11 protein-coding genes and 2 tRNA genes are annotated in these 15,786 nt (G+C 38.3%); 4 read left to right on the forward strand and 9 right to left on the reverse strand.

Annotation, left to right across the window (positions count from 1 at the left end; translation table 11 throughout):
- Positions 1–64 precede the first annotated feature (64 nt).
- The 4 genes from PZ892_RS13230 to PZ892_RS13245 form a co-directional block, all read right to left on the reverse strand.
- Positions 65–985: a PfkB family carbohydrate kinase gene (locus tag PZ892_RS13230; protein WP_094279899.1), complete on the reverse strand. Its 921-nt coding sequence runs from the start codon at positions 983–985 to the stop codon at positions 65–67.
- Positions 986–1,042: 57 nt separating this feature from the next.
- Positions 1,043–1,116, reverse strand: a tRNA-Asn gene (locus tag PZ892_RS13235).
- A 157-nt stretch (positions 1,117–1,273) separates the two neighbouring features.
- Positions 1,274–2,602: a xylose isomerase gene (xylA, locus tag PZ892_RS13240; RefSeq protein ID WP_094256278.1), complete on the reverse strand. Its 1,329-nt coding sequence runs from the start codon at positions 2,600–2,602 to the stop codon at positions 1,274–1,276.
- A 13-nt stretch (positions 2,603–2,615) separates the two neighbouring features.
- Positions 2,616–4,091, reverse strand: coding sequence for an FGGY family carbohydrate kinase (locus PZ892_RS13245; RefSeq protein ID WP_094256140.1), 1,476 nt, complete (start codon positions 4,089–4,091; stop codon positions 2,616–2,618).
- 358 nt (positions 4,092–4,449) lie between these two features.
- Here PZ892_RS13245 and PZ892_RS13250 point away from each other — a divergent pair, with 358 nt between their 5' ends.
- The gene (locus tag PZ892_RS13250; protein ID WP_094256141.1) at positions 4,450–5,832 is read left to right on the forward strand and encodes a DUF1080 domain-containing protein; all 1,383 of its coding nucleotides are present in this window, start codon (positions 4,450–4,452) and stop codon (positions 5,830–5,832) included.
- A gap of 117 nt (positions 5,833–5,949) precedes the next feature.
- Here PZ892_RS13250 and PZ892_RS13255 read toward each other — a convergent pair.
- Both PZ892_RS13255 and mgtE read right to left on the reverse strand, forming a co-directional pair.
- Positions 5,950–6,023, reverse strand: a tRNA-Asn gene (locus tag PZ892_RS13255).
- A gap of 107 nt (positions 6,024–6,130) precedes the next feature.
- Positions 6,131–7,507 carry a magnesium transporter gene (mgtE, locus tag PZ892_RS13260; protein ID WP_094256142.1) on the reverse strand — a complete coding sequence of 459 codons (1,377 nt, stop codon included), beginning with the start codon at positions 7,505–7,507 and terminating at the stop codon, positions 6,131–6,133.
- 606 nt (positions 7,508–8,113) lie between these two features.
- Between mgtE and PZ892_RS13265 the strand changes: the two genes are divergently transcribed.
- Positions 8,114–10,954 (forward strand): hypothetical protein, encoded by a 2,841-nt coding sequence (locus tag PZ892_RS13265; protein ID WP_277711434.1) that lies wholly within the window; start codon positions 8,114–8,116, stop codon positions 10,952–10,954.
- 57 nt (positions 10,955–11,011) lie between these two features.
- On the opposite strand, the gene PZ892_RS13270 is transcribed toward PZ892_RS13265, so the two are convergent.
- Positions 11,012–12,202, reverse strand: coding sequence for a phosphoglycerate kinase (locus PZ892_RS13270; protein ID WP_094256144.1), 1,191 nt, complete (start codon positions 12,200–12,202; stop codon positions 11,012–11,014).
- A 179-nt stretch (positions 12,203–12,381) separates the two neighbouring features.
- The gene (gene sppA, locus PZ892_RS13275; protein WP_182499737.1) at positions 12,382–14,151 is read right to left on the reverse strand and encodes a signal peptide peptidase SppA; all 1,770 of its coding nucleotides are present in this window, start codon (positions 14,149–14,151) and stop codon (positions 12,382–12,384) included.
- 74 nt (positions 14,152–14,225) lie between these two features.
- On the opposite strand from sppA, the gene folK reads away from it, so the two are divergent.
- Positions 14,226–14,705: a 2-amino-4-hydroxy-6-hydroxymethyldihydropteridine diphosphokinase gene (gene folK / locus PZ892_RS13280; RefSeq protein ID WP_094256146.1), complete on the forward strand. Its 480-nt coding sequence runs from the start codon at positions 14,226–14,228 to the stop codon at positions 14,703–14,705.
- Positions 14,706–14,707: 2 nt separating this feature from the next.
- Entirely contained in the window at positions 14,708–15,064 is a 357-nt protein-coding gene (locus tag PZ892_RS13285; protein WP_094256147.1) for an Hpt domain-containing protein, read from the forward strand.
- On the opposite strand, the gene PZ892_RS13290 is transcribed toward PZ892_RS13285, so the two are convergent.
- Positions 15,051–15,740, reverse strand: coding sequence for a CDP-alcohol phosphatidyltransferase family protein (locus tag PZ892_RS13290; protein WP_229678369.1), 690 nt, complete (start codon positions 15,738–15,740; stop codon positions 15,051–15,053). The genes PZ892_RS13285 and PZ892_RS13290 overlap by 14 nt on opposite strands.
- Positions 15,741–15,786 lie beyond the last annotated feature (46 nt).

The raw sequence follows: 15,786 nt of genomic DNA on the forward strand, positions 1-15,786 counted from the left end.
AGGGAACCCTTTATTCTGGAATCTCCCAAAATAAAGGCTGTCCTAAAACAAATTCGAGATAAGCTTATTCGCTTATCTCGAATTTTGAAAGTTTAACAAACTCTTGAATACGGTTACTAATGTCCTCTGGACTTAAATTCTGTAACCGTTCTGTACCAAATTTCTCAACACAGAATGATGCTAACGCGGATCCAAAAATAATCGCGTTCTTCATGTTCGTGAAGTTAATGGACTGTAATTTGGCTAAATATCCTATAAATCCACCTGCAAAGGAATCCCCTGCCCCTGTTGGATCAAATACATCCGCTAGTGGTAATGCTGGTGCCGAAAAAATCTGACCTTCACCAAATAATAAAGCACCGTGCTCTCCTTTTTTGATAATCAAATATTGTGGACCCATTTGAAGAATCTTCTCCGCAGCCTTAACCAATGAATACTCGCCGGACAATTGTCTCGCCTCAGCATCATTGATCGTCAATACATCAACTTTCTTCAAAACTTCTTTCAACTCATCCAACGCTACATCCATCCAGAAATTCATCGTATCCAAAACAACTAACTTCGGCTTATTCTCCAAACGACTTAAGGTCGCCATCTGAACCGCTGGTGTTAGGTTACCCAACAATAAATATTCACAATCTTGATAAGATGCCGGAATTTTTGGATCAAAATCCGCCAATACATTTAACTCCGTGATTAAAGTATCACGACTGTTCATATCATTATGATATTTTCCAGACCAAAAAAATGACTTCCCGCCAGGAATAATTTCTACACCCTCAACATTGATCCCTTTTGATTTGATAATATTTAAATTATCATCGCCAAAGTCCTCACCGATAACAGAAATTAATTTTACATCAGGAAATAAATAGGACGCGGCTAAACCAGCAAAGGTAGCTGCACCGCCAACAATTTTATCAGTCTTGCCAAATGGGGTTTCAATGGCATCAAACGCAACGGTTCCAACGATTACTAAACTCATGGATATAATTTTGATATAAAAAAAATGCCGGCGATTGGCCGGCTTGTTTTATTCTTGCTCCTGAAGCTGGGCTCGAACCAGCGACCCTCTGATTAACAGTCAGATGCTCTAACCAACTGAGCTATTCAGGAATTTGAATGGATAAGGTTGCCCTCATCTTCAAAGTGGTACAAAAATAGGTTTTTAATAATTAATTCCCAAACAAAAAATTGAAAAATTTATCAAAAAACTGCTTTTAATTTATAATCCACTCATATCCAATGAAAATTACTTTATCCACCCAACCAATTAAATATATCGGTTTACTAAATTCTCTAAAAATTCCTGCCTTCCGCTTCTCATCTCGGGCTCGCCATGCTCAATAGCGTAGGAACGTAAATCTTCTAAACTCAATTTACCCTGCTCAAAATCCAAACCCTTCCCACTGTCAAAGCTTGAATATCGGTCTTTTCTAATCTTTTTATAATCCGACTTCTGTAAAATCGCATCCGCAGTAACCAAAGCTCTCGCAAAAGCATCCATCCCCCCAATATGTGCATAAAATAAGTCTGCAGGATCCGTAGAATTCCTTCTGATCTTTGCATCAAAATTAACTCCACCTCCTTGCAATCCACCAGCCTCTAAAATAATTAACATGGACTCCGTCAATTCATTTAAATCATAAGGAAATTGATCCGTATCCCATCCATTCTGATAATCTCCACGATTGGCATCAATCGAACCCAATAATCCCGCATCCGCAGCAACCTGCAACTCATGCTGAAACGTATGCCCAGCCAATGTAGCATGATTAACTTCAATATTTAATTTGAAATCATCCATTAGATCATATTGCCTTAAAAAGCTAATCACCGTAGCTGAGTCATAATCATACTGATGCTTTGTTGGTTCACATGGCTTCGGCTCAATAAAAAATGTACCCTTAAATCCTTGACTACGCGCGTAGTCCTTGGACATATGTAAAAACTTCGCCAAATGCTCCTGCTCACGCTTCATATTCGTGTTCAATAAGGTCATATATCCCTCTCTACCGCCCCAAAACACATAATTCTCACCTTTCAATGCGATGGTCGCATCTAAGGCTGCTTTTACCTGTGCTCCCGCATGCGCCAAAACATGAAAATCCGGATTCGTAGACGCTCCATTCATATAACGATGATGACTGAAAAGATTCGCTGTACCCCATAATAACTTGATACCGCTCTCCTTTTGCTTCCCTTTGGCATATTCAACAATAGCCTCTAAATTCGAATCATTCTCCTTGACGTCATTTCCATAGTCTATCAAATCAACATCATGAAAACAATAATATGGCATTTGTAATTTCGTCATAAACTCAAATGCTGCATCCATCTTATCCTTGGCGCGATCTAAAGCCTTTGCCTTCTCATCCCATGGAAAAAAATGGGTCTGACCTCCGAATGGGTCCGCACCATTGCCGTTAAATGAATGCCAATAGGCACAAGCAAACTTAAAATGATCTTCCATCGTCTTCCCTCCAACCACTCTCTTCGCATCATACCAACGAAACGCCAATGGATTATCGGAATCTAATCCTTCATATTGAATCTGCCCGATGTTCTTAAAATACTCTTTTGATCCTGTTAATACTTTCATATACTTTAGTTGATTATAATTTCTGTAACAAACTTTTTTTCCAACCTGAATACAATTCCTCATATCGATCGGTATGCTTCGGCTCAATGATCTTAATTCGCTTTAAGCCTGAAAATGCCTCTTGCTTATCTTTGAACAGCTGAGCTCCTATTCCTGCACCCAAGGCAGCCCCTACACTTCCATCATTCTCATATAACTCCACCGGAACATTAGTCAGACCAGCAAAAGACTCCTGGAATACCTCACTTAAGAACATATTCGCATAGCCCGCCTTGATCACTGAAGGAAATATTTCATTCTCCCGGATAATATCTAACCCGTAACGAAAGGAGGAAGCAATCCCCTCCTGCACTGCTCTCCACAAATGGGCTTGATCATGTCGTACAAAATCTAAATTCTCAAGATGACCCTGAACGGTTTTATTGTTCAACATCCGCTCAGCACCATTCCCAAATGGTAATACCACAATCCCTTCAGAGCCGATCTCTATTTCTGCCGCCTTCTGATTGATTTGATCGTAATCCAAACCCTTCGCTGTTAACTTCTTAATCCAGCTATTCTGGATGCCTGTACCATTGATACAAAGCAAAACTCCGATATTACTCTGTTCCTTCGTATGGTTGACGTGCGCAAAACTGTTTACCCTAGATTCTTTATCAAATATTAATTGATCGCTGACCGCATAAATCACCCCCGAAGTACCTGCCGTCGCTGCAACTTCGCCTGCATCAATAACCCCTAAGGACAAGGCGTTGTTGGGCTGATCTCCGGCTTTATAACTCACAATCGCTTGTTCAGACAAGCCTAACTCTAAAGCCACTTCCTTGTCCAAGGAACCATAGTTCGAAAATATTGGCTGTATATCCGGAACCAATGTCTTGTCAATACCATAATAATCCAACAAGCTGTCTGACAAGGTATCTTTCTCAAAATCCCATAAAATCCCTTCTGAAATAGAACTTGGATTTGAATTGATTTGCTTTGTCAAACACATACATAGATAATCTCCAGGAAGCATAAATTTTGAAATACGCTCATAAACTTCCGGCTCATGCTCTTTGACCCAAGCCAATTTCGAAGCCGTAAAATTTCCAGGTGAATTTAAATGTGACTTTAAGAAGCCTTTGCCACCCAATCCCTCAAATGCTGCATTCCCTATCTCAACCGCTCGGCTATCACACCATATAATCGAATTCCTTAATGGCTGTTGATCTTTATCAACGATTACCAAACCATGCATCTGATAGGCAATTCCAATAGCCCCAATATCTTTAGGATTATATTGACCACTGGCATTCGCCTTCAAAATCGCTTTTTTGGTATTTTCCCACCATAGCAACGGATCCTGTTCCGCCCAACCTTTCTTTTGTGAAACAATCGCAGACTCCGTCTCAGGATATTGTGCAGATACAATCCGCTTCCCTGTTTGAGAATCTACCACAGAAACCTTGATAAATGATGTGCCTAAGTCAATCCCTAGTAATAGCATAGAATGTTTATATTGGATAAGTTGATTCCACAATATAATTAATTTTAACAGAAGACTATGAATGATTTATGAATTCATATCAAATCGTTTTTATCCTTTTCTTCCTTTGAGTTCAATTTATTAACCCAACCAATTGATTTTCAGACTAAAACACTAACAATCAAAATGTTCTGAACACTATAACGTTTTCGTAAAAAAAAGATATAACGTTTTAGCTATCAATCACTTTTAATGGTTATTATTGTAGTATAAACCTCAAAAAAATAAATTTTAGCCCCTCTATCCTCACCTTCCTTGCCCATTCTAAATGGCTTGAAAGCTGGACATACTCTAAAACTTAAACGATCACGATTTTATTATGAAAAGAAACAAGCTTATTTATTCCATCAGTTCCTTAGGTCTAGCCCTTTTGTGCTCTACACAAGTATTAGCTCAATCTGCTTCCAGCAAAGACTTCAAACCCTTATTTGATGGCAAGACCCTGGCTGGATGGAAATCTGCCGGTGGTGCAGCTCCATATAGCGTAGAAGACGGAGCTATAGTCGGAAGAATGACCAAAGGCACTCCAAATTCTTTTTTGATCACTGAAAAGGAATATGGCGACTTTATCCTGGAACTAGATGTAAAGCTGGAAGGTGATAAGACTAATTCAGGAATCCAAACCCGAAGCCATATCGATCCGCAAGCAAATAATGGAAAAGGTCGCGTTTATGGAAGACAGATTGAAATCGACCCTTCTACTCGTGCCTGGGCAGGTGGAGTCTATGACGAAGGAAGACGCGGATGGCTTTACCCCCTTGACCTCAATGAACCGGCCAAAGCCGTTTATAAAAAAAATGAATACAATCATATCCGAATCGAGGCCATAGGAAATGAATTGAGATCTTGGATCAATGGAGTCCCTGCTGCCTATGTCGTGGATACTTTGGATGCATCAGGATTTATTGGTTTACAGGTCCACAGCATCCCCGATGATCTCGATGGAAAAAAAGTCTATTTCAAGAATATTAAGATCAAAACAGAAAATCTAAAACCTAGTCCTTACCCAATCGATCAATACATTGTCAACCTGACGCCAAACAGCATCAGTCCAACGGAACAAAAATATGGCACCAAGCTTTTGTTCAATGGAAAGGACTCCGAAGGTTGGAGAAGTGTTAAAGGTGATAATTTCCCTGCTAATGGTTGGTCCATAAAAGATGGAATTATCAAAGTACAAAAATCTGATGGCGGCGAGTCTACCAATGGAGGGGATATCATCACAAAGGATAAGTATGGTGTTTTTGATCTTTCCTTTGAATTCAAATTAACTCCGGGCGCAAACAGTGGTGTTAAATACTTTGTCACCCTGGCCGAAAAAACTTCCGGTTCTGCAATCGGCTTGGAATATCAAATCCTGGATGATGAAAAACATCCAGATGCTAAACTTGGTCGGGATGGAAATCGCACCATCGCCTCTCTTTATGATTTAATTACTTCTGATAAAAGCCGGGGCGCAACTAGACCTATTGGCCAATGGAACCGTGGCCGGGTTGTCGTAGATAAAGACAATAATGTAACTTACTTCCTCAATGGGGTAAAAGTCCTATCCTATGTCCGTGGCTCGAAAGAGTTCAAAGACCTTGTTGCAATCAGTAAGTATAAAGACTGGGATAAATTCGGTGAAGCCACTGAAGGCCACATTTTATTACAAGATCATGGTGACGAGGTTTCCTTCCGATCCATAAAAATCAAAAACTAAAAATTCAATATTGGGATTAGGGATGGAATAGGCAATGAATAAATCCCCTTCCTCAATTTCTCAACGGCTAGAAACGAAAAAAGATCTGCAATAATTTGCAGATCTTTTTGCTTTCAGCTCCTGAAGCTGGGCTCGAACCAGCGACCCTCTGATTAACAGTCAGATGCTCTAACCAACTGAGCTATTCAGGAGTTTAAACCGTCCCTTTCGTTTTCGGTGATGCAATTATCGGAAGTTTAACCGAGAAGTGCAAATATTTTTTCGCGTTTTATCGCAAGTTATTCAAAACCAATTAGAATTATTTAAATAGTACATCCCGCAAGATATAAGTTGCGAAACTAAAGTAAATCACTAAGCCCGTTACATCGACAATCGTCGATACAAATGGAGCGGATGAACTCGCTGGGTCTGCCCCAAACCTCCGCAAAATAAATGGTAACATCGAACCTACCAAGGATCCCCACAACACTACACCTACCAACGAACTCCCAATGGCCGCTCCATACAAATACCAAGTATCTCCATAAGTTGATTTGAATACCTCCTCAACAGCAATCCTAAAAAATCCTAATACGCCCAAGATAATTCCCAAAAGCAATCCGGATAAAATCTCTCGCTTCATAACTAACCACCAATCCCGAAGAGTCACTTCGCCCATCGCCATCGCCTGAATAATCAAAGTCGATGCTTGAGAACCCGAGTTCCCCCCGCTGGACATGATTACAGGCATCAACAAGACAAGAATAGTGGTGAACTTAGCCTCGTAGTGCTGAAGAACATTAAAAGTCAACAGCTGGCCTAAAAATAGCACAATAAGCCATCCCGCCCTTTTCTTCACTAAGTGCCATATCGAAACATCCAGGTACGGCTCATCTAAAGCCTCCGTACCCCCGATACGCTGCATGTCCTCGGTGTACTCTTCATTCGCAACCCACAAGATATCATCGATCGTCACAATACCTAACATGATGTCTTGCTCGTCAACTACTGGAAGTGCCACCCGATTGTTCATCCGGAAAATCGTCACCGCTTCTTCTTGCGGATCGTCCGCATGCAAAGAGATTAAACGATTATCAATTAAATCAGCAACGACCTTCTCGGGTTCCGCCAATAAGATATCCTTAATCCGAACGTCATCCACTAATTTCCCTTCCGCATCAATCACATATAAAACATCAATGGTTTCAGATGCTGAACCATATCGACGAATGTGATCCAAAACTCTTGGCATGGTCCAATGTTCCTTCACCGTGATGTAGTCCGGTGTCATCAAACGGCCAACCGAATCTTCAGGGTATCCCAACAACGACAAAGCTTCCTTTCGCTCCTCCGGTGTAAGGAGAATAATCAACCGCTTTACAACATCTCCTTTCAACTCTGAAAAGAAAGATGTACGGTCATCCGGAGGCATCTCATTGAGAAGCTCTCGAATCTTACTAGCCGGTAATTTTTTAAGGATTCTTTCTTGGGTGGGGAAGTCTAAAATACGGAATACATTTACCGCTCTTTTAAGACTTAATGTTTCTAAAAACAAGGGACCGTATTCGGGAAGTTCGTCGATCAATTCTTCAACATCCGAAATATTTAGTTCGTTCAAATAATCCGCAAGCTCGGTCTGATCTCCACGTTCAATCAATTCCTCAACATGTGCTACAAGCATTGCTAATTCTTCCATACGCCTCCTTTATTTTATTATCCTACATTGGTCCAAAAATCGTTTGTGCAAAAGTCGTTTTTTTTACCATAATAATATAATTAATTTTTAATCAATAAATATCACCTCCCATACCTCCCCTAAACCACTAACATAAAAACAATAAATCAAGACATTTTGTCAGCCTTAGGAAAATCCAAAAACTAGACAATCCTCAACCATTTTTTCATCCCCAAAATCAAACCGAAAAATCGTAAGTATAAAAAGCCTTAAATAAAGCCATCAAAATTCTTTCGTTCCAAATACCTAAAAACATCCGCCTTCGGCAGTTCGATTTTCAAACTCAATTTTTCCAAGCCATTCAATAAAATTCCAAAACCTCTCAAAAACAAATTTGAAAGCCTACACTATTGAATATATTAACAAATTAACCTACATTTACAGAGCTGATCAGGGAATCAATAATTAATCACATAACTGAGATTAATACATATAAAACATGCAAAATAAGAACAAAAACAGCAAAGTATTTATAAGTTTTATATTTCTTATTTTCAATCATTTACAATTATTACCAAAATATTTAATTCAATTAAAATCAATAATTCTTACTAATATATTTAGCAAATGAGGTTTTTAGGCTTATTTTTACGATATAGACAATTATTTATCAGTACTTTATACTTATTTATATTAATCATAAATACACAAACAAGTTTTTCTCAAATAATTGACAACGAACAAGCCTCTTCTAAGGTAAAATGGAAGCAGATAAATACTAAAAATTTCCAGCTTATATTCCCTCAGGAATTCCAAAACTCAGCCTCCCTCCTCGCCCAACAGATAGACAGCATGATTGTATTTGCGAGTCAGGATTTAAACAGACATCCCAAGAAAATTTCAATAATTCTTCACGAAAATCATATTGAACAAAATGGATTTGCTCAACTTGCACCCCGAAAAGTTGAAGCTTTTTCCACCCCTGGGCCGGCTAGTGACAACACCGAATGGCTCCCAAATCTAATCCAACATGAGCTCCGTCATGTTGCCCAATTTGACAAGTTGACAGGCAAAATTCAAGGACCATTTTTCCAACAACTTGCCCTTGCTTTATATGGTTTACACCTACCAGCTTGGTACTTCGAAGGCGATGCAGTCTCCATCGAAACCCAATATTCCTCCGGTGGTCGAGGCAGAAATTCGGCTTGGTTCATGCCTCTCCGAACCAACCTGCTCTCCGGAAAAGACTACTCTTTTAGTAAGAATATCCTAGGCTCTTTCAAAGATATCACCCCCTCCTATTACCTGACTGGATACAGCATGAACAGCTACCTAACGAACCAGTTTGGCTACTCGATTAAGGAGAAAATCATGGAGGATATGAGAGCTAATTTATGGCGACCTTTTAACTTTAATATTGCCCTAAAAAAGTACTCAAAACTGAGTAGTAAAAAACTCTATGAAGCTACAATGACAAGCTTGAAAAATGATTGGGATTCTTCAAAAATTTCCTCAAATTCCGACCTCATTTTTGAAGATAATAATCGATATCCCACCCATTATTACCTACCCCAATCCAATAGTTCTAAGGCTATTTTTAGCCTGGTTCAATCCCCTCAATCAATTCCTGAAATCCGAAAAAGGACCGCAAATTCTGAGGAAGGAATCATAAAAATCGGCTATCAACTTAGCCCATATTTTCATGTTAATGATGATTTTTTAATCTGGGATGAACTCAGAAAGGATGCTCGTTTTGGAAAACAAACCTATAATATAGTCCGAATTTTAGACCTAAAAACAGGCAAAACTGAGGATCTCTCGAAAAATTCTCGATTTTACAGCCCCATATTAAGCGATAATTCTGAAAAGGTATATGTTATCCAAGTGGATCAAAACAACGTCTCTAGCCTCTTATATATCGACCGTTTATCGAAAGAAACCCAAAAAATCATCGATTTTCCCCAAGGAATCCTCCTCCAACAGCCAAGTTTAAACAAGGATGAAACCAAAATTGCCGCCATCGCCATCTCCCCAAATGGGACCAATATTGTCGAAATCGACCTTGAATCTAAACAATTCAAAGCACTTTTTCCTTGGGCAAATCAAGAATATCAACGCCCAATTTACTGGGGAAATGACCTTGTTTTTAAAGCTCAGTTTCAAAATATCGACAACTTATACCGCTATTCTCCCACTGAAAATAAGTTCTATCAGCTGTCGAATTCAGACTTCGGAGCCTTCTACCCTAGCCTAGGAAATGATCAAAACCTTCTCTTCAACGAGTATAAATACAACGGATATAAAGCTGCTGAACTGGATTCTTCACAATTGTATGGCAAACAAATTGACCCGAAATTTGAGGTCAATCCTGTCCTCGACCTGCACATAAATAGCCCATTTCAAGGAAATTCAAATGGTAATAATCAAGAATTTGAGACTAGCAACTACAACCCCTTAAGTCATTTTTTCAACTTTCATAGTCTTAGTCTAAGTGGTAATAACTTTGAAAATTTTGATAATTACCGCCCTGGAATATTCTGGATTGCCAATGATTTATTGAATACTTCCCAACTAAAAGTGGGCTATGAATACGACTTGGATATGGAAAAAAGCATCTATTCCGCCGAGGTTTTATACCAAAAATACTACCCAAAATTTAATTTATCATACCAGAATAGAGGCCAAATCGGCTATGCTAAAAAGCAAAATACCGAAAATGAATTCACAAAATTCGACTTCCGAGAACATGTTTATAGCCTGGATATGCAGATCCCACTCAGCATTTATCGTGGAAAAACTTCCTATGGCTATGGATTAAACATCGGTACTTCTTATCAAAAAAGGTACAATTTGAGCATCTCTACCCTCAATGGTTTCCACGATGAAATCGCATTTCCACTAAATTATCAAGTCTATTTCAATCGAAATCAAAGGAGAAGTCAAATGGATTTAATCCCTCGATGGGGGCAAAATTTCAATATTATATATAGACATGTGCCATTTGAAAAGGCCCTGGAGGGTACTCTATTCGCCGTTAGAACAAACTTCTATTTCCCCGGATTCTTCAAAAACCATGGCTTTCAGGCTAGATTATCTTATCAAAAAGCCGACGGAAGATATAATGTATCCTATGATATTCCAATGGTTAGTGGATATGCACATTTCAACTCTCCAAAGGTCGAAAACACCTTACTGATGAATTATCGTTTCCCTATCGCTTATCCAGATTGGGCTATCGGGCAGCTAGCATATATCAAGCGTTTCCATGGGTATTTCTTCGCTGATTATCAAAATATCCAAAGCAGTAAGGCCGAACCTACATCCTTCGGAATCGGTCTTTCCGCCGATTTCAACCTGTTTAAATATGTCCTTCCAGACTTTGGGGTCGGTGCAAAACTGACCTATATCAACCAGTTTAGTCCAAAAGAAAAATTGGTGCCAAGCTTCAGCTTCAGCTATTCTTATTAATAAATAATACAAAAAAAGGGAGCCAATGGCTCCCTTTTATATATATTACCTTAAAAATTAATCTAAAATTGCTTTTACACCAGGCAAGGTCTTGCCTTCCATGTATTCTAATAAAGCACCGCCACCTGTACTAACATAGCTTACATGCTCTGTCATTCCAAATTTTGATACCGCAGCAGCTGAGTCACCACCCCCAATTAAGGAAAAAGCACCTCGCTCTGTTGCTGCAACTACCGCATTCGCAACTGCACGCGTACCTTTAGCAAAAGTATCCATCTCAAATACGCCCATTGGACCATTCCATAATAAGGTATTGGATGCCATAATCACATCTTTAAAATGTTCTGAAGATTCCGGACCAATATCTAATCCCTGCATCTCTGCTGGAATTTCATCATTTGGACCATCATAAACATTCGCATCATTGGCAAAACGATCCGCAATTTGTGCGTCCGTAGGCAATACCAAATTCACCCCTTTTTCATCCGCTTTCTTGACTAATGCATTCGCCAAGTCAAGCTTATCCAATTCTACTAATGATTTACCAATTTCACCACCACGAGCTTTCACAAAGGTATAAGCCATACCTCCTCCAATAATCAAATTATCAACCTTGTCCAATAATGCTTCAATTAATTCAAGCTTATCAGAAACTTTCGCACCCCCCATAATCGCTGTAAATGGACGCTCAGGCTTATTCATAACCTTCTCCGCATTCTCAATTTCCTTAGCCATTAAATAGCCAAAGAACTTATTGTTAGGGAAAAATTCTGCAATAATTGCTGTCGAAGCATGTGCTCTATGCGCTGTACCAAAGGCATCATTCACATAAACATCTCCTAAATCCGCTAGTTTCTTAGCAAAATCACGATCTCCTTTCTCTTCCTCTTTATGGAATCTCAAGTTCTCTAATAATAAAACTTGACCCGGTTGTAACGCCTTAGCCTTTTCAATCGCCTCTTCCCCAATACAATCATTCGCAAATTGAACATCAACCCCTAATACCTCTGAAAGATAATTTACAATATGCTTTAGTGAATATTTATCCGTTGGACCTTCTTTCGGTCTTCCCAAATGGGACATCAAAATAACTGACCCTCCGTCCTTTAAAATCTTCTTAATCGTTGGTAATGCGCCTTGAATACGGTTATCATCAGTAATGTTGAAATTCTCGTCTAATGGAACGTTGAAATCAACTCTGATTAAAGCTTTCTTTCCGTTGAAATTTAAATCGTCGATAGTTTTCATATTTTATATATTTCCGGTTGATTTTAGAGTTTAAAGATATAAAAAAGTTTCAGTTTTACACCTAATCTGAAAATTCTTGTAGAATCAGTAAAAACATAGGTTTTCACCTTTTAGCTCGCTCAAATCAAGACATAAAAAAAGCGTTGATCAGTATATCAACGCTTTTTTCATGTTAAGTCTTAATAGATTTCTACCAAATAAGGAATCCTTGCTTGAATACCAGATTGTTGGCTTATACGCTTTAGTTCCCTTAGATATTTCACGTAATCTCCCATTTCATCCTCCAACATCCACATCTTGATCTTATCTTTTGAAGTTGACCAAATGGAAGCAAATGGATCCTTCATTCTTGGGTATTCTGAAATTCTATATTTTTCTAATTTCGCCTTCTTCGCCGCTGCAGCAATCGCTTGATCTAATGTCCCTACGCGGTCCACTAACTTTAATTTTACAGCTTGCTCTCCTGTCCAAACACGACCTTGCCCGATACTATCTACCTGTGCAACATCAATTTTCCTTCCCTCGGCAACTCTTTGCAAGAAAACCTGGTAAATCTTATTTACTCCACCTTGAATAATTCCCTTCTCTTCCTCCGATAATGGTCTATCCATATCAACATCCATATCCGCAAACTTCGAAGTCTTTACCGCATCAAAATGAATCCCTAATTTATCATTAAATAACTTCTGGAAACTCGGAATCAAACCAAATACACCAATGGAACCTGTTAAAGTGGTAGGATCTGCAAATATTGAATCCGCAGCTGCAGAGATATAATAACCGCCTGATGCAGCATAATCGCCCATAGAAACCACAATTGGTTTTACTTTTTTCGTTAATTCAACCTCTCTCCAAATTGATTCTGATGCCATAGCCGATCCTCCAGGTGAGTTTACACGCATTACAATCGCTTTCACCTTGTCATCTTCACGCAACTCTCTCAAGTCTCTGGACAATTTATCGCCACCAATCTGTCCTTCAATTCCTTCTCCATCTATAATCTCACCATAGGCATAAAGTACTGCAATCCTATCTCCTCCTGGCTCGCCCGCATCTACTTTATTCTTATAATCCAATAGAGATACAACAGGAATATCTTTCTTCGCATCGATCCCTAATTTATCCTTGATTTTGCTAATAACCTGGTCCTTATATAATAGGTCATTTACAAATCCTAATTTTTTAGCATCCTCTGGCTCACGAATCATATAACCATTCGCAATACTTTGCAGACTATCCGTAGAAATCTTCTTATCGGAGGAAATATCCGTTAAAAAGGTACTGTAAATACTGTTTAAATAAGAATTAACCTGCTCCTTATTCGCCTCGCTCATACTATTCAGGATAAATGGCTCAACCGCACTTTTATAAGTACCAACTTTTAATACCTGCATGTCAATTCCCAACTTATCCAAAGCTTCCTTATAAAACATAACAGATGTCGCCAATCCTCGGAAATCTAAGGTACCTTGTGGATGCAAATAGATTTCATCAGCAACCGAATTCAGGTAATACCCTTTTTGGCTCATCACATCACTATAGGCTAGGATAAATTTATCTGAAGTCTTAAAATCTAAAAGCGCTTCCCGAATCGCCTTCATCGTCGCAAAACCAGTCCCAACACTTGAAACATTTAAATAAATACCTTTGATATTTGAATCAGTTTTTGCTGCCTTGATTCTTGAAACGATATCATTCAAACCTATAGACTTCGAACCAGCATATCCCGGAATATCTAAGCCTTCAAATGGATTTGGCTCTGTCTTTTCTGTAATGGCATGTGCTAAATCAATCATTAAAACTGAGTTACTTGCCGTTACAGTCTCACTTTTGCTCCCAACGGAACTTACCATCACCCCAATGATACCCATCAGAATAAAAAACATCAAAATACTACAGATAATGATCCCGGTAACCGTTGCTAGCACATATTTGAAAAATGATCTCATATATTTTATTTTAGTAGTGTCCGTAAATTTAAGCTATTATTCCGATTATCATAAACAATTCATATATTAAACTCATGAATATAGTTTACCTACTTTTGGGGGCAAATATTGGCAATCCTAACAAACAATTGGATGACGCTAAGATTGAAATAGAAGATAGAATAGGTAAAATTACATCCTCTTCATCTATCTATGAATCTGAAGCTTGGGGGGTAGAAAATCAACCCGTATTCCTCAACCAAGTAATACAAGTTGAAACGGAACTCTCCGCAAATAAAGTGTTGAATGACATCCTTAAAATCGAACTCCTCCTCGGAAGAATAAGAGGCCAACGTTGGGGATCCAGGATTATTGATATTGATATTCTTTATTATAATAGTGATATTATTCATACAGATGAACTTCAAGTACCGCATCCTTATATACAAGAACGTAACTTTACTTTAATTCCTCTCGTTGAAATCGCCGCTGACTACATCCATCCCATTTTCAAAAAATCAAATAAGGAATTACTTGAAGAATCAACTGATATACTTAAAGTAAAAACAACGTAAACATGAATCCTTATCAAATTATTAACCCAGACGCGATCCAAGAAAACATGATGAATAACACGGAAATCATTAAACAAATGATTCCCTTATATCTTGGGCAAGGTGTAGAAGATTTCAAAGCTTTGGAGGCTGCTATTGATTCTCAAGATCACAGCGATATCAAATCTAAAGCACATCATATTAAACCAACCATGCAATATCTCGGTGCAAGCAATTTAAGAATGAAATTCCAAGACCTTGAAGATCAAGCCGCTAATAAAGAGCCTATCTCGGGTATCAACACGCTATTTCAGGAAATAAAAAATGATTTTCATTTAGCAATGCAAGAACTTGAAGATTACCAAACTAAGCTTGATTAACTTCAGTCTTTTCAAAAGCAAAATGTAGTTTCGAGAATATAATATATAATACAAGTATTATAGGTAATGCTAGAAATTTTAAGGTTATCAGCAGGATAATGCTGGTAAGCAGAAATAGATATTTGTATTTATTAACAGCCCAACTTAAGGTACTTAGCTTCATGGAGAAAAGCTTAATCTCAGATACTAATAACAAGCTACTTACTATGGCTATGCCTAATAATAACCAAGCATTTTTCAGCATGGGATAATCTAACAGGATAAATGGTAATGAAACAATGAAAAAAGTATTCATGGGGGTATTCACACCAATAAAATCGGTCGTTTGTCGAGTGTCAATGTTAAATTTTGCCAATCGCAAAGCTGAAAATACCGTAATTATAAATCCTAAGTAAGGAAGGTATGGACTCGTACTAATATCTTTCAATAAAGTAAAGATAATGGCACCCGGAAGAAAGCCAAAACTTATGACATCGGCTAATGAATCCAACTCTTTACCAATCAATGATTTTACATGTAATGCCCGTGCGGACATTCCATCAAAAAAATCAAATATACCAGATGCCAACACACAATAAAATGCCAACAAATACTCCTGATTCAAAACCATGACTACACCGATACAACCGCTAAACAAGTTTAGGGAGGTAATTGTATTTGGAATGTATTTCTTCATAAAAAAAGCCATCTTCTCGCAAAGATGGCTTAAAAATATCAATTTA

Origin of the sequence: Sphingobacterium sp. WM (assembly GCF_029542465.1) — a bacterium.
Lineage (GTDB): Bacteria > Bacteroidota > Bacteroidia > Sphingobacteriales > Sphingobacteriaceae > Sphingobacterium > Sphingobacterium cellulitidis.

Bases quoted from the DNA above. Each gene is read 5' to 3' on its own strand.
- PZ892_RS13230 (WP_094279899.1), bottom strand. From the start codon at position 985: ATGAGTTTAGTAATCGTTGGAACCGTTGCGTTTGATGCCATTGAAACC.
- xylA (WP_094256278.1), bottom strand. From the start codon at position 2,602: ATGAAAGTATTAACAGGATCAAAAGAGTATTTTAAGAACATCGGGCAG.
- PZ892_RS13245 (WP_094256140.1), bottom strand. From the start codon at position 4,091: ATGCTATTACTAGGGATTGACTTAGGCACATCATTTATCAAGGTTTCT.
- PZ892_RS13250 (WP_094256141.1), top strand. From the start codon at position 4,450: ATGAAAAGAAACAAGCTTATTTATTCCATCAGTTCCTTAGGTCTAGCC.
- mgtE (WP_094256142.1), bottom strand. From the start codon at position 7,507: ATGGAAGAATTAGCAATGCTTGTAGCACATGTTGAGGAATTGATTGAA.
- PZ892_RS13265 (WP_277711434.1), top strand. From the start codon at position 8,114: ATGAGGTTTTTAGGCTTATTTTTACGATATAGACAATTATTTATCAGT.
- PZ892_RS13270 (WP_094256144.1), bottom strand. From the start codon at position 12,202: ATGAAAACTATCGACGATTTAAATTTCAACGGAAAGAAAGCTTTAATC.
- sppA (WP_182499737.1), bottom strand. From the start codon at position 14,151: ATGAGATCATTTTTCAAATATGTGCTAGCAACGGTTACCGGGATCATT.
- folK (WP_094256146.1), top strand. From the start codon at position 14,226: ATGAATATAGTTTACCTACTTTTGGGGGCAAATATTGGCAATCCTAAC.
- PZ892_RS13285 (WP_094256147.1), top strand. From the start codon at position 14,708: ATGAATCCTTATCAAATTATTAACCCAGACGCGATCCAAGAAAACATG.
- PZ892_RS13290 (WP_229678369.1), bottom strand. From the start codon at position 15,740: ATGAAGAAATACATTCCAAATACAATTACCTCCCTAAACTTGTTTAGC.